Annotated in this window: 19 protein-coding genes and 3 pseudogenes; 7 read left to right on the top strand and 15 right to left on the bottom strand. The window is 50.4% G+C overall.

The features are described 5' to 3' along the window. Nucleotides 1-48 precede the first annotated feature (48 nt). The 12 genes and pseudogenes from AC1EKS_RS01680 to AC1EKS_RS01625 form a co-directional block, all read right to left on the bottom strand. On the bottom strand, nucleotides 49-1,647 hold the full coding sequence (locus tag AC1EKS_RS01680) for an ImmA/IrrE family metallo-endopeptidase (protein WP_481008977.1): 1,599 nt from the start codon (nucleotides 1,645-1,647) through the stop codon (nucleotides 49-51). Beyond that, nucleotides 1,610-2,356, bottom strand: coding sequence for a M48 family metallopeptidase (locus tag AC1EKS_RS01675; RefSeq protein ID WP_071128401.1), 747 nt, complete (start codon nucleotides 2,354-2,356; stop codon nucleotides 1,610-1,612). Before AC1EKS_RS01675 ends, AC1EKS_RS01680 begins: the two co-directional genes overlap by 38 nt. Next, complete coding sequence (locus AC1EKS_RS01670) at nucleotides 2,349-5,501, bottom strand: type I restriction endonuclease subunit R (RefSeq protein WP_481008978.1); 3,153 nt, start codon at nucleotides 5,499-5,501, stop codon at nucleotides 2,349-2,351. Before AC1EKS_RS01670 ends, AC1EKS_RS01675 begins: the two co-directional genes overlap by 8 nt. Next, nucleotides 5,498-6,463, bottom strand: a complete 966-nt coding sequence (locus tag AC1EKS_RS01665; RefSeq protein ID WP_235858505.1) for a restriction endonuclease subunit S — start codon at nucleotides 6,461-6,463, stop codon at nucleotides 5,498-5,500. Before AC1EKS_RS01665 ends, AC1EKS_RS01670 begins: the two co-directional genes overlap by 4 nt. Nucleotides 6,464-6,556: 93 nt before the next feature. After that, nucleotides 6,557-6,709 (bottom strand): annotated as a pseudogene (locus tag AC1EKS_RS01660) (restriction endonuclease subunit S); the annotation flags it as partial. Next, nucleotides 6,703-9,366, bottom strand: a complete 2,664-nt coding sequence (locus AC1EKS_RS01655) for a type I restriction-modification system subunit M (RefSeq protein ID WP_481008979.1) — start codon at nucleotides 9,364-9,366, stop codon at nucleotides 6,703-6,705. The gene AC1EKS_RS01655 and the pseudogene AC1EKS_RS01660, both read right to left, overlap by 7 nt. Nucleotides 9,367-9,391: 25 nt before the next feature. After that, nucleotides 9,392-9,598: a type II toxin-antitoxin system Phd/YefM family antitoxin gene (locus tag AC1EKS_RS01650; RefSeq protein WP_071128397.1), complete on the bottom strand. Its 207-nt coding sequence runs from the start codon at nucleotides 9,596-9,598 to the stop codon at nucleotides 9,392-9,394. Between the two features lie 561 nt (nucleotides 9,599-10,159). Beyond that, nucleotides 10,160-10,672 (bottom strand): hypothetical protein, encoded by a 513-nt coding sequence (locus tag AC1EKS_RS01645; protein WP_197413802.1) that lies wholly within the window; start codon nucleotides 10,670-10,672, stop codon nucleotides 10,160-10,162. A 263-nt stretch (nucleotides 10,673-10,935) separates the two neighbouring features. Further along, a complete protein-coding gene (locus AC1EKS_RS01640; protein ID WP_481008980.1) occupies nucleotides 10,936-11,769 on the bottom strand; it encodes an ABC transporter ATP-binding protein in 834 nt (277 codons plus the stop codon). Between the two features lie 2 nt (nucleotides 11,770-11,771). After that, nucleotides 11,772-12,098 carry a PLD nuclease N-terminal domain-containing protein gene (locus AC1EKS_RS01635; protein ID WP_481008981.1) on the bottom strand — a complete coding sequence of 109 codons (327 nt, stop codon included), beginning with the start codon at nucleotides 12,096-12,098 and terminating at the stop codon, nucleotides 11,772-11,774. After that, complete coding sequence (locus tag AC1EKS_RS01630; protein WP_481008982.1) at nucleotides 12,095-12,790, bottom strand: DUF5808 domain-containing protein; 696 nt, start codon at nucleotides 12,788-12,790, stop codon at nucleotides 12,095-12,097. Before AC1EKS_RS01630 ends, AC1EKS_RS01635 begins: the two co-directional genes overlap by 4 nt. Beyond that, nucleotides 12,790-13,116 (bottom strand): PadR family transcriptional regulator, encoded by a 327-nt coding sequence (locus AC1EKS_RS01625; protein ID WP_481008983.1) that lies wholly within the window; start codon nucleotides 13,114-13,116, stop codon nucleotides 12,790-12,792. The genes AC1EKS_RS01630 and AC1EKS_RS01625 overlap by 1 nt, the downstream gene beginning before the upstream one ends. 361 nt (nucleotides 13,117-13,477) lie before the next feature. Between AC1EKS_RS01625 and AC1EKS_RS01620 the strand changes: the two genes are divergently transcribed. The 3 genes from AC1EKS_RS01620 (at nucleotide 13,478) to AC1EKS_RS01610 (ending at nucleotide 14,848) form a co-directional block, all read left to right on the top strand. Continuing rightward, nucleotides 13,478-13,663 (top strand): sodium:proton antiporter, encoded by a 186-nt coding sequence (locus AC1EKS_RS01620; RefSeq protein ID WP_481010176.1) that lies wholly within the window; start codon nucleotides 13,478-13,480, stop codon nucleotides 13,661-13,663. Next, a complete protein-coding gene (locus tag AC1EKS_RS01615) occupies nucleotides 13,660-14,283 on the top strand; it encodes an alpha/beta fold hydrolase (protein ID WP_481009900.1) in 624 nt (207 codons plus the stop codon). The genes AC1EKS_RS01620 and AC1EKS_RS01615 overlap by 4 nt, the downstream gene beginning before the upstream one ends. Before the next feature lie 316 nt (nucleotides 14,284-14,599). Beyond that, a complete protein-coding gene (locus tag AC1EKS_RS01610) occupies nucleotides 14,600-14,848 on the top strand; it encodes a hypothetical protein (protein WP_476466425.1) in 249 nt (82 codons plus the stop codon). Nucleotides 14,849-15,085: 237 nt separating this feature from the next. On the opposite strand, the gene AC1EKS_RS01605 is transcribed toward AC1EKS_RS01610, so the two are convergent. Further along, nucleotides 15,086-15,529: a hypothetical protein gene (locus tag AC1EKS_RS01605; protein WP_481009881.1), complete on the bottom strand. Its 444-nt coding sequence runs from the start codon at nucleotides 15,527-15,529 to the stop codon at nucleotides 15,086-15,088. Between the two features lie 503 nt (nucleotides 15,530-16,032). Here AC1EKS_RS01605 and AC1EKS_RS01600 point away from each other — a divergent pair. Both AC1EKS_RS01600 and AC1EKS_RS01595 read left to right on the top strand, forming a co-directional pair. Next, a complete protein-coding gene (locus AC1EKS_RS01600) occupies nucleotides 16,033-17,010 on the top strand; it encodes an Abi family protein (protein ID WP_481009879.1) in 978 nt (325 codons plus the stop codon). 18 nt (nucleotides 17,011-17,028) lie between these two features. Next, complete coding sequence (locus AC1EKS_RS01595) at nucleotides 17,029-17,334, top strand: hypothetical protein (RefSeq protein WP_481009877.1); 306 nt, start codon at nucleotides 17,029-17,031, stop codon at nucleotides 17,332-17,334. A 25-nt stretch (nucleotides 17,335-17,359) separates the two neighbouring features. Here AC1EKS_RS01595 and AC1EKS_RS01590 read toward each other — a convergent pair. Next, a pseudogene (locus AC1EKS_RS01590) lies at nucleotides 17,360-17,932 on the bottom strand (P27 family phage terminase small subunit). 149 nt (nucleotides 17,933-18,081) lie between these two features. Between AC1EKS_RS01590 and AC1EKS_RS01585 the strand changes: the two are divergent. Then, nucleotides 18,082-18,267 (top strand): annotated as a pseudogene (locus tag AC1EKS_RS01585) (helix-turn-helix transcriptional regulator); the annotation flags it as partial. Between the two features lie 38 nt (nucleotides 18,268-18,305). Continuing rightward, a complete protein-coding gene (locus AC1EKS_RS01580) occupies nucleotides 18,306-18,698 on the top strand; it encodes a hypothetical protein (protein ID WP_481009793.1) in 393 nt (130 codons plus the stop codon). 150 nt (nucleotides 18,699-18,848) lie between these two features. On the opposite strand, the gene AC1EKS_RS01575 is transcribed toward AC1EKS_RS01580, so the two are convergent. Then, nucleotides 18,849-19,169, bottom strand: coding sequence for an integrase core domain-containing protein (locus tag AC1EKS_RS01575; RefSeq protein ID WP_481009784.1), 321 nt, complete (start codon nucleotides 19,167-19,169; stop codon nucleotides 18,849-18,851). Nucleotides 19,170-19,193: the final 24 nt, after the last annotated feature.

Below are 19,193 nucleotides of genomic sequence, written 5' to 3'. Positions count from 1 at the left end.
AAAAAGCCCCTTTCGGGGCGTTATTCTGACTTTCGGAGTTTTCGAGTTTTAGTTGGTGCGGGATTTGCTTCCGAGTAAGTCAAGACCGTGGGCCTCTAGGATGCCGTTAGCCTCGTGAATCGAGATACCTGGGAAGCGCTCAAGCATGAATAGATAGACGTTGTCTGGGGAAATGTCCCGGTTCAGGTGGATTCCCGACTTTTCCATTAGTTTGGTGGTGGCGTGGGCATTCAAGCCTAGGCCAACAGCGATCGCCATGAGCGTCTCTCGCTTCATCGTGGTCAGTTTGTCGTGCTGAATCTTGTTGAACAGCGCGTCGTAGAGGCCGGTACGTTCCGTGAAAGTCTGCGGGTAACGGATACCTCGATACTCAAGGAGATCAGCAATGACTTGGCAGAGAGACGCGCGGCGGTTGCTAATGATGTCACCAAGCTTGCCAGCTTCTTCAAACGCGGCACTCATTGTCTTGGCTGCTGCTGCGTAGACTTTCTCATTGTCATGATCGTCAGGTGTTGCCTGGTGGGTGGGATCGATATAGATGATGCGCTTGTCGACCCCGTGTCGGTGTTCTAAGTGGAACAGGGAGTCGAGATCTTTATCGAGACCGACATAGTCTTTGGTTGTGACCGATCGGATGCGCAAGAAAGCTTTCTTGGGGCTCTTCTTCGCAGCTGGCTTAAGCCGGTAAGCGCCACGGGTATCGATACGCACATATTTGGTGGCGTTTCTAACAAAGTAGCCTTCAACAAATATGTAGTCGCCTGCTTGTACCCATTGGCGTAAGCGGGGATTTTGACTGAGCAGGACGGCAGCTTCAGTGTGGGTGATTGCTATGAAGTCCTCTGTACCTTCGCCCATGAATCTGTAGACCAGGTCATACTCGGGAAGTTTCGAGATGCGGTTCTTTAGCCCCACTTCGAGGAGTCGGTATTTCACCGCAGAGCGGGAGACCTGGAAGAGGTCAGCAAGTTGATCCAAGAAGGCTCCACAATTCACCTCAGGAGAGGAGTCCAAGATGTCGGTGGCCGCCTTGGTGAACGTGGGCTTAGGCATGAGGACTCGTGGCGCTAGGCGGTGAGCCTGCCACTCGAGCCACTGCAGCTCGGTTTCCTTTCGCCTAGACTTTTCCGAAGGCTCGAAAAATGTCGTGGACACCCGAGATTTCATCGGCTCCATGCCTTCACCGACACTAGGGAGTCGCGCGTGGTGGATTTGGAAGAATGTGCGATCCTTCTCCCAGTGCAGGATCTCGTGCATGAGAGCGTTACGTCGCGCTCCTTCACCCATCGACCACTCTGACTGGGGATCAATCACAATAGTACCTGCCGGGTAAAACGTCTGAGTGTACTCACCGGTGGTGGGCTCATAGGTGGTGACCTCACCGTCAACAAGTACACAGCAGGCAAACACATCTGAGCTCGCAGATAAGCAAGCCTTTTCTATCCGCAGACCACTTTCTTCGACAAGTTCATCCACTGGGATAGCCATCGGCGTTTCGAGGGCGGGTGGGTAATGCTCGGAGAGATACTTTTCGGCATAGTCGTCTAACCGGTTCTTGCCCAGAATCAAAGCGCCGGTTCGTGGGTTAATGTCAAATACATCAGAGCGACTACGCGTCGTTGTTGGCAACTGATGTTTCTCCTTCATTGATGTAGTCCAAGGGCATCTCCTTCAACGCCTTGTCGGCTTCTCGCCAGTTCGGGCAGTACTTTTCCACCAATTCGTGAAACCGGTGCGTGTGGTTTGGCTCAACCAAGTGGATCAATTCGTGGATGAGCACGTAATCGAGACATTCAGGTGGCTTCTTCACCAATTGGAGGTTAACCCAGATGCGGCGTTGCGGAATATTGCAGGTTCCCCAACGCGTTTTCATGTTCTTGATCCGAAAATCGTCAGCCTCGATTCCAGTAATCTGCACACAACGCCGAGTAGCAGACTGAAGCACCCGACGAAGCTCTCCCCGGTACCACTCCGTCATGACGCGCTCACGTTGCTCGACCGTGTAACCGTCTGGAACCTTCATCACCAGCTTGTTAGCCTGCTTCGTGACCGATGTACGTGTTCCTTCGTAGACCACTTGCAGTCGGTAGGGCTTGCCCCAGAGGTAGTGAGCTTCGCCCGAGACATAGGTTCGTTCTGATTGCCGAGGCTGTGAACGCATCCGTTCTTGACGCACATAAATGTCGGGTAGCTTTGATAAAAGAAAGTTAGAAAGCTCTGCGTTAGTCACATAAGACGGTGCGCTGACAGTAACCTGACCATCCGGAGGAAGGATACGCAAATACACGTTCTTCAGGTTTTGTTTGCGAAGCACCGTCACAGGAACATTCCCGATTTGAAGCTCCTCTTTAGTCATCGAAATACTCTTCCTGCCTAGTTGCCATCTCGTAGACCTGGTCGACAAGATTGTCGATCTGATCCGCTGGGCACCCATATTCCCTCAAAGTGTCGGCAATAGCACGCTTAATGCGCTGCTGTTTTTGCCTGTTTGCCAACCAGCCAGTTTCGAGAGATTCGATGATTCCATAATGCAGGTCAAATGCAAGGTCACCTAAGTCAGCTTCACGCAGTGCGTCCTGTTCACCGACGAAGTCATACATCGCTCGGCCTGCTTGAGTGTCCTGGATCTGCTTTGGGTAGTTCTCAGTTTCTTCCGGATTATGAATGCGCCGAGCAAGCTCAGTAACTTGACGCAGGTATTCGGCATACGACAGAGCGCCAAGGCGACGCTCGCCAATGATCTTCTTCAACAGCTCAGACATTTTGCCGTAATAGGTCTGGTTCATTGGCATTTTGCGAATGATCTCGCTGGTCAAGTTCGCATCAATGATCTCTGCTTTGGCATTGTCGTCCCCGGTGACAGTGCTCAAGATTTGGTCAACCGGAGTGGTCGAGGCATTGTTCAGCAGCAATTCGACTAACGGGGTGTCGTCCAGCTTAGAGACGAGCGTGCTGTCTTGCGCGGTCACGTACGTGTCCAAGATGAAGCGCATGTCTTCTTGATAACTACGCAGGTCGATCCAGTCTTGGGCAGCCAACATGACAGCATCTTTCAACTGGTTGTAGTTATGCACATCCGCCCGAATCTGCTCGACGTCCTGTGACGTGTAATCGAAGTCTTCAACGAGCCGGTCTGCACAATCAGAGAAAGAACGTGTCAGAGCCGAGACCAGGCCATAGAAGGTATTGCGTTTACGAGAATCAGCGTCCGCTTCGTCCTCGGCAGCAGGTGGCTCACAGAAGAACTGAATGTGCGCAGCATCGTCACGCGGAGCAGGAACTTCAGATAGAAGCTGGCGCAGCGAGTCCCGCGCACCTTCCATCTTGGCTTTCGCCTCAAGAGCACGCTGCTTGATCAGCCCTTCCACATCTTCGGGGGCAAAACCATCGAACGCTTCGCTCGTATAGTCAGCAAACGCGGACTGCACGGAACGGAACAAGTCCTTGTAGTCCACGATGTAGCCATAGTCCTTGGACGGGTCATCAGGACGATTCACGCGACAGATCGCCTGGAAAAGGTCGTGATCCCGCATTGACTTGTCAATGTACAAGTAGGTAGCGCTAGGCGCATCAAAACCAGTAAGCAGCTTGTCGACAACAATCAACAACTTCATCCGAGCGGGCTCGTCCTCAAACAGGCGCTTTGCCTCGTCCTCGAAGTCCTTGACTGATTTGCCATCAAGCATGCGCTCATAGATACGCTTTTTGTACTCGTCCTCGCTTTCCTGATTTGGATCAGTCGCAGACGTGCGAACAGATGCGTCGGTCGGCTCATACGAGGTAACGACAGCGCAACGCTTGAAGCCGCTCATCTGGAAAAGCTCCCAGTAGCGGCATGCTTGGTAGATGCTGCCCGCGACGAGCATGGCGGTGCCACGATCTTGTTTAAGGCGCGGCTTGGTCTGCATGTCGAAGATGACGTCGGAAACTATCTTCTGCAGGCGCTCTTTTGACGAATAGAGCTTGTTCAGTGTTGACCACGAGGCCTTCAGCTTGTCTTTTGCCGTCTCGGTCAGTCCAGCAGTGCGACTGTCGAACCACTGGTCAACCTTTGCTTCATTGGACAGCTCTTGATCAACGTCACGTGCCTCATAGCGCAGATCAAGAATAACTCCGTCAGCAACACCTTCGTTGAACTTGTAGGTATGAATATAAGGGCCGAAGACCTCTAAAGTGGTCTTTTTGTCTCGCTTCAACAGTGGCGTGCCCGTAAAACCGATAAGTGTCGCGCCGGGCATGAGCTGCCGAACTGCCTCGTGTAGCTTCCCTGAATTGGTGCGGTGTGCCTCATCTATGAACGCGACGATGTGGCCCTTCGCCTGGTAATCCGACGGCAGACTATCCAGCAGCTCTCGCCGATATGCCTCAATGTCCGAGTTCTTGCCAGCACTGTGGCCGTACTTGTGGATCAGAGAGCACACCACCCTATCCTCTGACTTATTCAGGATCTCCCGCAGATCTGCGCCACTAGTAGCGCGGCGAATCTTCTCTCCGACGTCAAAGAACAAGTCCTGGATCTGTTTGTCCAGCTCATCGCGGTCAGTGATGATCACAACGCGAGAATCGTCAATGCGTTCGATGATCCACTTGGCCAGCCAGGCCATGATCAGCGATTTTCCCGAGCCCTGTGTGTTCCAAATGATGCCGCCTTCAGCGCGCTCGATGAAGGGACGAGTTGCTAGGTTAGCAAAGAACTGATTGGGGCGGGGAACCTTCTTGATTCCAGCATCGAAAATGATGAAGTCGTGGATGATCTGAAGCAGACGGCGCTTCTCGCACAACGAGATAACGCCATGTTGCAAGGGATTCTTGGCCTGGTCGTGTAGACGGCATACCTCAATGGACGTTTCGTCCAAGGCCTTGGGATCCTCACGCCACTGGAGATAGAACTTCTCAGGTGTTTCGATGGTTCCGTAGAAGAGACCCTGAGCCTCATTACCGGCAAACAAAAGCTGCTGAGTGGTGAAGAACCCAGAAATATACTCAGGTTTTTGGTTCGTGATCAGCTGGCGAATGCCTTGGGAAGCCTCCACGCAAGACTTCTTCAACTCGAACGTACCAAGAGCAATCCCGTTCACATACAACACGATGTCAGGTCGTTTAGACTTCTTACCAGTCGTGTAACGAACCGTGACCTCTTCGGCGACGGCGAAGTGATTGAGCTCGGGTTGTTGCCAGTCGATGTAGTGAAGCCGCTTATCCTTTTGCCCGGACTCGCGATAGGTGATGCCGTAGCGCAGGAGCGAATAAATCTTCTTGTTCAGCTCGTAGAGCGAAGAGACCCGATCCTCAGTCAGATCCTTCAGCTCCTTGATGGCCTTAACTACAGCAAGCCTCGGATAACCCCGACTGTACAGGTAGCGCTCTAGACGTTCTTCGTCAACAGGCTTATTTGACTGATCATGCAAGTTCCCAAGGTATTCGTAGCCCAGCTCGTTGATCAGGCAATCCTTGATCAGTCGCTTCTGCGTATGAAACTCGCTACTCACTACGACGCTCATGCCGCTTCCTCCTCAACAGGCAGGCGCACCCGCCCAGTCAACAAGTCATCCATTGCACCCAGTTTAAGCGCCTCAATCTTCGACCGTTCTGCTTTTAGCACGCTAATCTCCTCGTCCATACTGAAGAGTGATTCTGCGATCATCCGCTGCTCAGTTAGAGAAGACGGAATCTTAAAACTGAACTCTTTAAGATCCTTCTGGTAAAGATGCTTAATGGTCGATCCTGCAGACAGAGCCTCAATAAAATCTGTAAAAACTGAAGATGAAAGTACCCAATAAAGGTAATCGCGTCTAAGATTTTCATTTGGCCTGAAAACGAAAACACCACTGTTTAATGTGGCGGGCTTATCCAGTTCAGGGACGAGAGCTACTTTGCCAATTGTGCCATCCTTGGTAACTAAAACGTCACCAGATTCGACTTGGATAAAAGGGTCTAACTCAAACCGTTCCCGGTCAACAAAGCTGATTTTATCGAGTGAAATAGTCCCCGAACGAAAATCTGTGCCACCTATAAGGTAGCTATATCCCATAGGGAGGTATTCTTCCGCTTTTAGACCTTGCCAACCTATCCTGGCTTTTGGCGTGATGGAATCACCGAAGCTGATTTGCACCCAAGGATCTCTTGAATCAGAGATGCGAGTATCACCTGTAATCAGCTGATCCAATGCTCCGTCGCGGATCGCCTTCTTCTTCACAATCAGTTCATCCAGGTTCGCCAAGTGCTCATCAAACCCAGACAACACCCCAGCAATCACACGTTGCTCATGCAGAGGAGGTAGAAGAATCTCTGTACTAAGGATTAGATCATTGTAGAGCCTATTGATCGTTGTTCCTTCCATGCCTTTCCATGGAAAGCTATCAAAGACATACATGAGGAACTTGTTGTCGACAAGGGACTCGTCAGTATCAAGCCAGACAATATTTGAATCTTGGAAGTAAGAGGGTTCCCCTTTGTACTCCACAGTCCGCCCTACGGTCCCGGCCGCAGAGATGAGGATCTGCCCACGTTTTGGGTACGAATACTTAGACCGGTACTCTTCAAAAAGCCGCTTTGAGATAAAAGCGTCGGGCGCTTTCCCAAACGTTCCAATCTTGTAGAAGGGAATAGGGCCGATCTCATTAGTTTGATCTTTAAAGATTCGCCGACACATTTTCACGGACCCCAAGTCGCTTAACGTGCAAACCGTCCAATTACTAGGAACTACCATGTGTATCCCATTTTCTTTAGGCTATTCAAAACCGACTCGCGAGAATAATTAACTGCGGTTTGGATGCGAGGCAGGGTACGTTCGTAGCGTCGGGCGACGTTGGTGATTCGCGTGGCGTAGGCGTTGACTTGTTGATCGAAGAGACTTTCTATTTCGGATGCCAGATGAACCAACCATTTGCGGTCGAATAGCAAGTGCTTGATCTCGTCTTCAGTAAGTTTGTCATATTTCGCGATTACCTTCTGATCGAGTTGTTCGCGGGCTTCCTTGGCTTGCTTCTTCAGAGCCTTGATCCGTTCCAGTTTGTTCCGATAACCAGTTAGGGCTTCATATTCGTCTTTGTAGGCTTCCGGTACTGGCGTGAATGATGCTAGTTGCTGGCGTGCTGCCGTGAGTTTCGTCTTGATTGGTTTTCCGGTCTTGCCATATAAATCGAGGTCTGCGATGTCTGGATGCTGCTTGAGCACCCAACTGACACGTGTGTTATGTTTTGCGGCAAGGTGTTCGAGTAACTCATCCAGGATGTTGAGTTGTGCTGATGTTTTCATACTGTCGAGAATTTTGAGGCGAGCGGTGAGCTCCTTTTCCACGACTTTCCCTGTGTCACTGAGCACTTCGGAAAATGGGGTATCTTCTTCAGACTGGTCTTCCAGTAGTGCCTCTAGTTCGGCTTCGATGTCGAGAATTGCTCGGTTGAGGTTGGCTAAGAGCGTCTGCGTTTCGGGATAGTACTCTGCCTCGATGAGTGTTGCCGGGATGAGAATTCCTTCGAAGCTCTCAACTTTGCCAGTATCGGTGTTTTGGCTGCTGGTGCTCTTCTTGTAGGTGTAATCGACTTCATGGCCTGCTTGATATCCGGAGGCTTTGATGATGTAGATGTCGTCTTGCAGGAGTGCGTTCCAGTAGTTCATCAGCACGTCGAAAACATCGAATGGGTCGAGTACTTTCGCTGCTGCATAGTGTTCAAGGAGTTCCTGCCCGATCTGACGGATCATCATACGTGGGTCTGTGTCGCTGCCCACGTCAAGAAGTGCTGGCCTAGCGCAGGCTTGTGCCCACGCATCTAGTAGCGCCGAGGATTCGATAACCTTCTGCGCAGCCAGGCTCTCGTCGGTCGTGATTTCTGCCGCTAGTTCATCCGGGGCGTGAAGGAGTGAGAACCTGCCAGATTGTTGTTGGGAGAACAGGAGTTGCTTCAGGTTGGGTGCTACTTGCCACAGTTCATCCAGGGAGTCGACGTCGTCAGCTGGGATTCCGCCTTGAAGGTGGGCAGCGATGTCCTGTGGGAGCTCGGTGTTTGAGCGTTGGATGTAGCGAGGGACGTTTAGGTTGCCGTCGTTTTCCTCGAGGATTTCGTCATAGCCGACCATCCGGGAGTATCCGTCATCCTCGAGGCGGTTATTGAATGTCAGAACGATTCGTTCGATGTCTTGTTCGCGGAGCCGGTTCTTGTTGCCGTCTTTCTTGCAGCCTTGGCTGGCATCGATCATGAAGATGCCCTCGTGTTCGTCCGCGTCCTCCTTGTCGACTATGACGATGCACGCGGGGATACCAGTGCCGTAAAACAGATTCGCCGGCAGGCTAACGATGCCAGTTATGTACTTGCGTGCCAGGACTTGCTTGCGGATCGTCTCTTCAGAGTTTCCTCGAAACAAGATGCCGTGCGGCATGATAATCGCTGCTTTACCGTCCTCGGTCAGTGATTTGAGCACGTGCAGGAACCAGGCCCAGTCGCCGTTCTTTTCTGGCGGTATCCCATACCCATCGAACCGGTGGTAAATATCGTTTTCAGGCGTGATGCCGTCAGACCATGACTTATCGGAGAACGGCGGGTTCATCACGATGAAGTCGAACTTGCGGAGGTGCCCGTATTCGTCGAGGTATTGGGGAGACGTCAACGTCGAGTGCGTTTTGATTTCGCCGGTGCCCTTTTGGTGAAGCACCAAGTTCATCTTCGCCAAACCAGCCGTCGAGTTGTCTTTCTCTTGACCGTAAATCGACACGATCGCATTGCCTTGACGGTTCACTGGAGCCTCATCGGCTGCCCGAATCAGCAGAGAACCGCTGCCAGCAGCAGGATCATATAGAGTCCATGGGCGGCCTTTGCGGGGCTGGATTTTTGAGATTCCTAGTAGCCGCGCCATGGTTCGGGACACCTCGGACGGGGTGTAGAACTGACCTTTGCTCTTACCGGATTCTTGAGCAAACTTCATCATGAAATACTCGTAAGCATCACCGATGATGTCATCGCCACTCGCGCGGTTGGTCTTGAAATCAATCGCCGGGTTTTCAAAGACCGCAATCAGATCAGTGACCTTGTCCACCAGCTCCTTGCCTCGCCCGAGCTCGTCCTCATTGTTGAACGAAACGTCTGGTAGCGAACCTTGCAGTTGGTTCTCTTCTAAGAAAGCGGACAGGATCTTGTCGACGCGCTCACCGATATCCTTCTTTCCCTTCGCGGCAATCAGGTCATCAAACGATGCGCCTTCTTCCACGATGAAATCGCCGTAGCGCTGACCCTTGTACCGGTCGGACACGTACTTGAAGAACAACAGGGTCAGCACATAGTCCTTGTAGCGAGCAGGCTCCACCCCTCCACGAAGCTTATTAGCTGCTTCCCACAGCAACGAGTAAAGCTCTGTCTTTTTCACTGCCATCCAAAATCCCTCGTAGAAAGTAATATTAGTAATCAGTGATGTCTATGCCGGCCTTCATCAACCGCTCATACCGGTCAATCGACATCAACACCGCCATGGGTCTGCCATTCTTCAACACAAAAGCCGCCTCATCTTCCTCGGACAGCTTCGTGATGATCTTCGATGACTGGCCACGCAGAAAATCCGACATGTTATAGAAATCCATCGTCGTCTTCTCAGGTTCCGCTTCCATTCACGCCTCCCTCACCTAAATAAGAAGGTAGTTAAGTTAGCGACCCTAAAAGTCATTACAATCCTCACTATTCTACGCAAACAAAGAGGACTGTGGAAAGAGCAACGCCCCCCTTAGTTGATACCCGCTAACGGAAACCGAAAGCCACACCCCCTGAGCGCCAAGAGCTAACCGGAGTTAGGCTTGAGAACGGCCCCAGAACGGGAAGAAGTGCAACCTGAGACCGAATGAACTTCCCTCAGAAACAATAAAATCCCTGTTCAACAAGGATTCTTAATCTCAAGCAGCTGTTATCAAATCCGACGTCTTAATATCCACTTAGACGTCGGATTTGATAAGTACCCTTTTGCGTTAGCGAGTATCGCTTAGGGGGGTGTGAAAAATCGCCTGCGTTAGCGGGTTTGGATTTTGTGTTACCCAGTATCGTGTTTTCCCTGTTCGAATATGATTTTGGGGTTTAACTCGCTAACGGATGGCAGGTGGCGTGCCCTCCCGTGCTTGTGATGGTGGTTCTATTTCTATTTTTGAATCGGATCTATTTGCGTTGCCCGTGTTTGGCTTTTAGTTAAGTTCTACTCTGTTGTATACGTAAGTGGCGGTGAAAAGCAGCGCAATGATTAGCAGTAGGCTGCTGGTGATTGGCCAGAGCCAAGGTGCCTCGAGTGTGTCTTGAGCGAGGTTGTTGATTATGGGGGCGAGGCCAAGGGGAGTTTTGTTGCCCTCCTGGATAAATATCGCTGACATTGTTATTAGTAGGTAGGCTCCGAATCCGGCCGCAAGGGGCATGCCGATGCCTGGTTTAAAAGTGGCTGCGACCGTTTGTGTTGCGTGAATGAGAATGATTTGTAGCGCCCATACCAAACTAGCCAATATGATCGGGGCGGGATTAGCGCCTGGGAATAACAGTGATGTTCCTGCCCAAGCCAGGGTAGCGCTGAAGACTGCAAGGAATAGGGTAGATAGCCAGCTGCTGATAGCAAAGCTGATGAGGTAGTGAGAGCGCTGCACGCTACCAGGGAAAATAAAAGGAATGTCACCATTGCCGGTAAGCACGCTGCAACGAAAAGAGTTCATTGCAACCAGGATTACGGTAAGAATTTGGGTAAGGTTCTTTATCCATCCCGCGTAGGATTGCTGCCAGGAGGGTTCTGGTAGTGACTGTATTAGCGTGGTTACTTCTGATCCGGCCAGAAATCTGATGATTCGCGGCGTGTATTGGGTAAACAATCCTTGGGTGAGAGCAAGGACAACGAATACCCCACCTATAATCCATGTCCCATAGGAGCGTAGGAGCCATACAGCTTGATAGCGCCAGATCAATCTGAAACTCGAGGTATTCACGATTTTTTACCGCCGTCCTTAGTTAGTTTGGTGAAAAGTTCATCTAAGCCGGTAAAGGTGGGGTGAATCTTTGCGGCAGAATCGAGGCTGTAGATAGCCTTAGCCACGGCGGTGGCAACGTCTGAACGCACCGTGACATCAAGGGTAACGTGTTTAGTTTGCTGATTGACCAGCTCGCCTAACTGTCCTTGAGCGAGCAGGCTACCGCGATGCAAGATCCCCACGTGGGTAGAGACTTTAGCGACATCGCTGAGGATGTGGGAGGAAAATACTATCGTTACCTGCCCGGTTAACTCGCGTAGTAGCGCCAGAGCATCTGCTCGCCCGATCGGGTCAAGAGCGCTGGTTGGTTCGTCTATCAGTAGTAGTTTCGGGGCAGTAACGAGTGCTGCTGCTATTCCCATCCGTTGCTTCATGCCTCTAGAAAAGGAGCCGATTCTTCCGGGGGCTTTGTCGAGGTTAACCAGATTGAGTAGTTCGTCGCTTCTTTCGGCTGCAAGGTCTGGGGAGATTCCACCAAGGCGGGCGAGAGTGATGAGTGCATCCTTGGCTCTAAGCCAGGGGCTAATCTGGGGGGCATCAGTCAGGTAAGACACGCCAGGGATCGGTTTGACCGGAAGTTTGCCTCGACTAACTCCCAGCACGGTGGCGCTGCCACTACTGGCTCCGGCCAGTCCTGCAAGGATCCTCATGGTGGTGGTTTTGCCAGCCCCGTTAGCTCCCACAAACCCATAACAGGAGCCGGTAGGAACTCGAAGGTTTATGTTGGTTAGTACTTGGTGCTTACCGAAGGTTTTGGACAAATCTTTAGTACAGACTGCTAAATCCATGTTCATTCCTTCAGATACAGCTTGCTTACCACTGAACTCGCATCAACCTGGTGATGCTTGGCTGTAGCTTTCTGTTCATATTCACGCTGGACCTTAAGCTGTCTTTGTTCGTGAAAGTACATAACCAAAAAGACGATTGGCCCAATCAGTTGGCCAAAGAGGATAACCAAGAGCCACACTAGGCGATTTAAGCCGGCAATGTGAGTTCGCTTATCGCGCAGCAGACAAATTAAAGACCAGACCACCGCTATCAGTTGCACTCCTATAAGGATGCAAACTCCTATTAATGCTGGGGTCGGCAGATCCAACAGTTTATCTATAGGGTTCATTGCTTGTCTCCTGAATTCTGTAGCCGGGTTTTTATCCTGGCTAACGCGGTTTTTACATAAGCGAGTTGGCAAGCGCCAGCAACGAGGGGCCATAAAGCAACAATGGGCACCATCGACCGGCGGCTCATTTCCTGCTTGTCGCCAGCCCGGCGCATTGCTGCAAGCCAGGCTATGGACATGGCTTCAACGCCCATCAGATCAGCCTGATTAGCCAAACGCACGGCATCTTCGGATTCTGGGTCATCGCGTCGGAAGACCTGTGGCGCTAGTGCTGCAACAGTCGTTAAAACCACTGGAGCTAGCGCAGCCTGCTTGCCGGTAATAAATTTTTCAGACGCTCCGCGTGTTGAGCGCTGGAGGAGAACCTGCTCCTTGCGACTAACGAGTACCGCCAAGAACGCAACCCCAATCCCGCCAGCAATAGTGGTGAGCTTAATGCCTCGCTTTAGACGTGTGGGTACATAGTTGGCCAAGTCCGGTAGAGAATCATCGGGCCGAATTAGCCCTAAACGCACACCAATAGCACCCAGATTAATGTCCCAACCCAGTCCGTATTTTCGAGGAATGAACAAGCGCGGATTCTCTGGTTCAAAACCATCCAACGCAGCATCAGAGCGCCCTAACCATAGCCCGGAGACAGGCATCCCCAAAACTCGCGCCTGCCCTTCTGCGTCCTTACCGAACCACTTCATTACTGTATTCCTTTCTGCGTTGTTCGCTTCACAGCACAATCAAGCGCCTCCCACTCGCGGCGCATCTGCAATAAGCGATTCTTCCCAGATTTTGCGAGCTTATAAATCTTCCTCGGCGGCCCTATCGGAGACTCCTCCCAAGCCGTAACTACCAACCCTGATTTACGTAGCCGCGCAAGCAGTGGATATAACGTACCCGTCGAAATCTCCAACCCCGCTTCCTCACGAAAACGCTCTACAAGCTGCCCCCCGTAAGAAGGATGAGACGAAAGCAATCCAAGGACAATCAGTTCAACAGCGCCCTTGCGTAACTGTGACTCAGACACCAGCCCCTCCTTGCTTAACCATGTTCCTTGCATAACATACTACCGCATACATAAAGGCCTAGCAACTACTTTTCGCTAGGACGTCAGTTCTGATAAGTGCCCCTTTGTGTTACCCAGTATCGTGTTTTCCCGGTTCGGGTAGGGTTTTAGGGTTTAACTCGTTAACGGAGATGAAGAATGCGTCTTTCTGACTCGCAAATAACGCTGTGTTAGTGGTGTCGGTATGGGTTCTTCTTTAGCTCACTTTCAAGGCCAATCTGCAAACCGAAAGACGAATCAGCCACAGGCATTTCCCTCTCTTTCCGGTAACGACAGTTATGGGATAATCAGTGAACGAGCACGTAAAATTGAAAGGGCATATATGGGAAAGAACAATGCGCGAGTGCGTAACTGGTTAATGTTGGTAGCCGTTGGGCTATTAATTGCAGCTATCTGTTTTGCTGTTTTCGGGTTCACACACGTGATTTCGCCGGTCACCGCTATCGGAAATGCTGCTGGTTTTCTGATAACTAGCCTGGTTGCAGGTTTTTTCGCGCTGCGTAAATGAATGATGCCCAAGAGGTCGTGTTTCTGCACGGGTTGGGTGAAATCCGTGATATTTGGAACCCGGTAATAAAACAGCTACCACAAACCGAGTGCATATCTTTAGACGTTTTGAGAACGAAACCGCCGCTGGCTTGCTGGTCGCTCGAAGACGTATGTACCCAGATTGTTGACTCGCTGACCGAACCAGTTCACTTGGTCGGGTTATCGTTGGGTGCAGTGATTGCTTTAAATATCGCGATCACCCATCCAGATAAGGTGTCTTCACTGTTTGTTTCAGCTCCGCAAGCTAAACCCCCAAAAATGTTGATGAGTCTGCAAAAGGCACTAATGCGAGTTTTACCAACGAAATGGGTCTGTCCGCCGCAGCTTAGCAAACCTGAGCTGGTGGACGTGCTCGATAGTTTGAAAGGTTTAGACCTCACTTCGCAGCTTCCAGCCTTATCCGTGCCCGTAACTGTGGTTTGCGGCAGTAAAGATAAAGCAAACCTTCCCGCAGCCCGTAAAATCTCAAGCCTTATCCCCACAGCTCACCTAGAGGTTATCCAAGGTGCAGGGCACCAGTGGCACGCCACCCATCCTCAGCTATTCGCCTGTTATCTCACGAAACATTTAGCCCGCTAAACCCCGGCAGGAATAATGTCGTTGATAAAATTTGAGTGAGTAGCAGAACTTCTTGCTCGTTGTAGTTGCGATACCCGCTTGCGTTCCTCTTAGGGTTCGGCAGTCCCTGTGCGGAAGGCTCTTACCTCGCTCAAAGCTTGGTGGTACAAGTAGGGCGCGCTTTTTGACGATAATAAAACACGTTAAGGTATTCACAAACACTGTGAAATCAATGCGAAATATAAAGAGGGCATACCAGACATAATCGGAATAAAGAGTTGTGTAGACATGGCTAAACAGGCGTTCTAGATGGCGGGAGTTACAGAAAGATACTCAAATGGTGAAGTTAATAGTTGAGTTTATTTTGTTTGGATGTTTAGCGGTATTTTTCTGCACTGTTTCTTGGCTTGAAATGCCTAATGCTAAAGATAAAAAAACTGGACGAAAACGTACTCTATATCAACGTTTACGTTTAGCTAATAGGCAAATGTGCTTGCAGCTTTTCCTGGGAATTGCAGCGGCATTAGTTACGGTATTAGCTGCGCTTCAGCTATTAGGTGTTATACCCTACCTCGACATTGTTTAGGTCACGCATGTTAGCCAAAGGAAATGCGTCTGCTGTAGGTTTGATTGATAGTTTTTCTGTAATTTAGGCCGTTACAGGGTTGGGGTTTTGCGTTACTCGGTGTCATGTCTTCCCTGTTTAAAAAAGTTTTGGGGGTTTAACTCGCTAACGGAGATGAAAAATGCGCCTCTGTGACCCGGCGTTAACGGTGGATCAGTGGTGTTGGTTTTAGGTCAGTAAACTTAGAATGATATTGTCTTATTTCTCCTTTTCCTTTTGGAACCCAACCGCTAACTGACCTTTTTCTGGAATGGATTTACAGCTCAGTTTTGCATCCTTAGAAACGGCGGGGTCAAACTCCGCTACCAGGAATAATGCGGCTCCGGAACTTGACGGAAGATTGAAATGTGAATCATGGGTGCTAAAGCTATCGCTGCCGGGTTTGCATTGAGTGAAGTCATAACCGGTCTCGAGTAAGTCACGAGAAGCGAAAAGGTAAAGAGGTTCCTTATTTGCATATGTAGTGTCAAGCTGGTCACCGCTGTTTAACTCGTCGTATACCCAGGAAGAATTTATCGCAAATTCTTCCTGCTCAGAATCAATTTTTCTATCAAGGAGAACAAAAATAGCAACGATTATTAAAGTGAGCAATAACACGCCTGCAATAAGTGCAACTATCCGTATGGATGTATTTTTTGCCATGATTCAACGCTCCTTACGTATTGTCCTCTATGTATTGAGATGCTCAAAGTTTAGTAAATCGAGGCGTAAAAAATAAATACCCAGACTTAAAGTATTAACAATTAGTTTTCTGCGATAAAAGTATTGTCACATCGTAAAAAATGCCTGATCGCGCGTTAGTTAGGAATAAGGGTATACCCTTCTGCGAGCGTAACCTTCGCGCTGGCAGCTGTGTGGTCGATCAGGGCATTCCATTGACAGGACTGGAAGTGTTCGATGGGTTTGTCAGCTAGCTGGGAGTAGGCGGTTTTTATCGCGGTGGCTTTGGCGTTTTTGGCTGCTATCTGCGCGTCAATGGCGTGTTTGCTGATAGCTTGATTACTTCGTGGGTAATCCAGCGTTTTAACATTCGCGACTAGAAGACCGTCGGTTGCGTGTGATAGCCTGATATTAATCGTTCAGCCCGCTGTGACTTTTGGTTGCAGACGGGCTGGATTTCTTTCTGCCAGTAAGGAGGAGTGCAGGTGGCTGTTCTGAAACCGGCAACGATCATTGATCAGCAGATTGAAATTTTACGTGAGCGCGGGATGGCGCTTGATGAGTCGCTTGCCCGGCAGTGGCTCGCGAACGTGTCTTATTACCGCCTTTCTGGCTATTGGTATTCTTACAGGGTGCTGCCCGCAGATGCAGATCCGAAAAAACCTCACCGTCTCGATATATTTGAGACGAAAACATCGTTTAGCGATATTGCTCAATTGTATGAGTTCGACCGCAAACTTCGGACACTCATTCACGATGGTATGGAGCGTATCGAAGTAGGTTTGCGTGCCCGCGTTAGTGATCGACTAGCTCTCACAGATGCATTGTCTTATCTGAATCCCGCATTTTTTCGTCCGGAGTTTGATCACAGCGCCTGGCTGGATACGGCGCTTGCCCGAGTCGAAAGAGCAAAGAAACGTGATACCGCGATAAAACACTATGCCAGCAAGTATGGTGAATATCCGATTTGGGTTTTAGTCGAAGCACTCGATTTTTCGGATATTTCGCAGCTCTTTGACGGGATGGTGCTTGACGATCAACGCGCCATCTCTGAATCGCTAGGGCTGGTCGTGGATCCAGATAGGCTCACCGCTAAGCAGAAAGGCAGCTACTATAGGCAAGATCCTTTGGCTCGCTGGTGTGAACAGCTTACGGTGCTACGTAATATATGTGCCCACCATGGCAGGTTATGGAACAGGTATCTCACTCCTGCATCAACGAACGCGTTGCGTACAATCACCGATCTTTTCTCTCTTCCTAAAGGCCAAAGCGACCGTCTTTTCGGTGCAATCCTGGTCATGTCTTTCCTACTGCGCCAGATTTCTCCGGGAACCAGTTGGTCGAACAAAGTCCGCCACCTCATTGAGTCTGAATACTTACCTCTAGAATCCCGATCAATAACAGAAATGGGAATACCTCAAGAGTGGCAAAAATTATCTTTATGGAATAACCCCACCAGTTAGTCTGTAATAGTCGCCCTCATGTCCATCAGCAGCTACATTTCTGATACGGGGCCAGCTAATATCGGGCGAGATCCACTCGTGATGGGCGGGTTAATACCCAAATGTGTGATACTGGGATTCGTGCAAGACGAAACGAGTAAACCTAATCCGCCAGAGCCTTCCGGCGGCGATGCTAAAGCCGTGGCCTATGGAATGATTGCCGGGATAATGACCGGCACTATCTTTGGGTTCATTATGGACGATATCGCCTTAGGGGTAGCAATCGGCACAGGAGTCGGAATCGCGCTAGGGGCAGGCTTCAGCGCAACAAAACGCTCCAAATAACCCCCGGTAAACAACGAGGACGCATCTACGAGCGTGCTTTCAACAACTGCTCCATAACCTCATCACCAGGAGCCGCACCCGAATAGTCACTAGTGCAGTTAGCCCGCACAATCTCAAAAATCTCATACCAATACACATTCGCCTGCTTACCAAAAGACTGGCTCATCGCAACGAACGGGGAAGCGATAGCAGCCCCCGTGGTCGGGTGCTTGCCGAGCAAACCAAACTTGGAAATCGCCTGCTCATACTGCACATACCGGGCGAAAGCCTGGGCGTAGGTCTCAATCAGACGCTTAGAAACAAACCTTGTGCAGCCACGCTCATCAAGCCACCGCCACGTCTCTCGATACACAATGTCCGCGCCCAGTGGCTTGCCATCACGCTGAACCTCCGACAGATACTCAGAAGGCTCCGGCATCACCTCACCAGCAAGCACCGCGCCATCACCAACATCTGTGCCCTCGAAATCGAAAGGGCTCGCTAGCGGTCCTTCCAAGCGAGTCGCAATCAGACCCTTTGTCAGTTTCTCATTGAGCGGGTCGGGTTTCGCGCCCGCTCGGACGCGTCTGCCGCCTCAGTTTGCTCTATCTTGAGCCATCGAGTCCTCACAATGTTGCAGTATTTATGCTGGTCACGCAGGTGGCAACCATCGGTAGCTGGTAGGAAATCCCGCGTAGCCATGTGATCGCTTGCGGCTGCCTCCGACGCGGTAGACGCTTATAGTATTAAACCGATCGAAGAGAAAGGATGATTATAGCACTGGCAGAACGCATTAAGGAATGCCCCACTAACCTCGGGTTCTCGCAAGCAGAACTCGCTGAGAGAATTCATGTCTCGAGGCAAGCAGTCACGAAATGGGAATCCGGAAAAGGCTATCCAGATATCGATAACCTCAAAGCCATGTCTGTGTTGTTCGATGTCGCGTTGACTACCTACTTGACGAAGCGCCTGGTTCTACTACAGATGCGAAGATGCGAGTACCGGTTGATCTGGAAAACGTGGCTGCCGGACACGGATCTACCGGATCCAAACAGGCAAAGTACGACGCGGCAATTCGTCATGTATTCCCGAATGCGACCATCCTGCCACTACGGCACAGGCACAAGAACACAAAAGCGGAATCAGCGATCGAGTGGATCATGTCTACGTTGAACTACTTCATCGTCGACATTTTGGGTATTTTCAATCTTAAGAACGGTCTTGAGAAGCTCAATGAGCGCTATTACCTCGTTGAGGATAAGAACCGTCAACTCCTTGCAACCGTTACCCCAGTGGTCGTCATTGCAGAGGAACTTAGTCACCGTGTGGATAAGAAGTTCCGGATCGGCCAGGATGCCTACCGTGTCGTCAACCGCACAATTTAATTATGATGGCCAGCGATAAGCCCCTCCTCGCACAGCATTTCCAAGACCTTGGTATTGAGAAATTTCAGCAGCCTTTCAAAGTAGTTGACGCGTGTGATTTGTGCTGTCACATTTTTGAGAACTGAAGCGTCCCAGGTTTTGTTCCGCTTCTTATGTGGGTGCTAGTTGTTTAGCGTGGGTTTGATTGTATCGGGTTATAACCTCCTCGGGTGTGGAATAGTCCAGGGATTCGTGAAGGCGGATATTGTTCCACCAGTAAACCCAGTTCATGGTGGCGAACTCGACCTCGGAGAGGGTTTCCCTGGTTTGCGAATAGATCAGTTCGCTCTTATATAAACCATTTACGGTCTTTGCCAGGGCGTTATCGTGGGAGTCTTCCACGGTCCCAGTAGAAGGTTTTATCCCGTAATCAGTAAGTTTGTCGTTATAGGTAATGGAGGTGTACTGGCTACCGTGATCGCAATGATGCACCAGACCTGCAAGATTGTCTTTTGC

The organism is Varibaculum sp. C0165D1, from assembly GCF_056590355.1.
Note: the sequence above shows the minus strand (reverse complement) of the source record. Positions and strands in the feature narration are given on the sequence as shown.

What these genes read in the sequence shown, in the direction of transcription:
- AC1EKS_RS01680 (WP_481008977.1), bottom strand. Translation starts at nt 1,647, where the DNA reads ATGAAGGAGAAACATCAGTTGCCAACAACGACGCGTAGTCGCTCTGAT.
- AC1EKS_RS01675 (WP_071128401.1), bottom strand. Translation starts at nt 2,356, where the DNA reads ATGACTAAAGAGGAGCTTCAAATCGGGAATGTTCCTGTGACGGTGCTT.
- AC1EKS_RS01670 (WP_481008978.1), bottom strand. Translation starts at nt 5,501, where the DNA reads ATGAGCGTCGTAGTGAGTAGCGAGTTTCATACGCAGAAGCGACTGATC.
- AC1EKS_RS01655 (WP_481008979.1), bottom strand. Translation starts at nt 9,366, where the DNA reads ATGGCAGTGAAAAAGACAGAGCTTTACTCGTTGCTGTGGGAAGCAGCT.
- AC1EKS_RS01650 (WP_071128397.1), bottom strand. Translation starts at nt 9,598, where the DNA reads ATGGAAGCGGAACCTGAGAAGACGACGATGGATTTCTATAACATGTCG.
- AC1EKS_RS01645 (WP_197413802.1), bottom strand. Translation starts at nt 10,672, where the DNA reads ATGAACTCTTTTCGTTGCAGCGTGCTTACCGGCAATGGTGACATTCCT.
- AC1EKS_RS01640 (WP_481008980.1), bottom strand. Translation starts at nt 11,769, where the DNA reads ATGGATTTAGCAGTCTGTACTAAAGATTTGTCCAAAACCTTCGGTAAG.
- AC1EKS_RS01635 (WP_481008981.1), bottom strand. Translation starts at nt 12,098, where the DNA reads ATGAACCCTATAGATAAACTGTTGGATCTGCCGACCCCAGCATTAATA.
- AC1EKS_RS01630 (WP_481008982.1), bottom strand. Translation starts at nt 12,790, where the DNA reads ATGAAGTGGTTCGGTAAGGACGCAGAAGGGCAGGCGCGAGTTTTGGGG.
- AC1EKS_RS01620 (WP_481010176.1), top strand. Translation starts at nt 13,478, where the DNA reads ATGGGAAAGAACAATGCGCGAGTGCGTAACTGGTTAATGTTGGTAGCC.
- AC1EKS_RS01615 (WP_481009900.1), top strand. Translation starts at nt 13,660, where the DNA reads ATGAATGATGCCCAAGAGGTCGTGTTTCTGCACGGGTTGGGTGAAATC.
- AC1EKS_RS01610 (WP_476466425.1), top strand. Translation starts at nt 14,600, where the DNA reads ATGGTGAAGTTAATAGTTGAGTTTATTTTGTTTGGATGTTTAGCGGTA.
- AC1EKS_RS01605 (WP_481009881.1), bottom strand. Translation starts at nt 15,529, where the DNA reads ATGGCAAAAAATACATCCATACGGATAGTTGCACTTATTGCAGGCGTG.
- AC1EKS_RS01595 (WP_481009877.1), top strand. Translation starts at nt 17,029, where the DNA reads ATGTCCATCAGCAGCTACATTTCTGATACGGGGCCAGCTAATATCGGG.
- AC1EKS_RS01580 (WP_481009793.1), top strand. Translation starts at nt 18,306, where the DNA reads ATGCGAGTACCGGTTGATCTGGAAAACGTGGCTGCCGGACACGGATCT.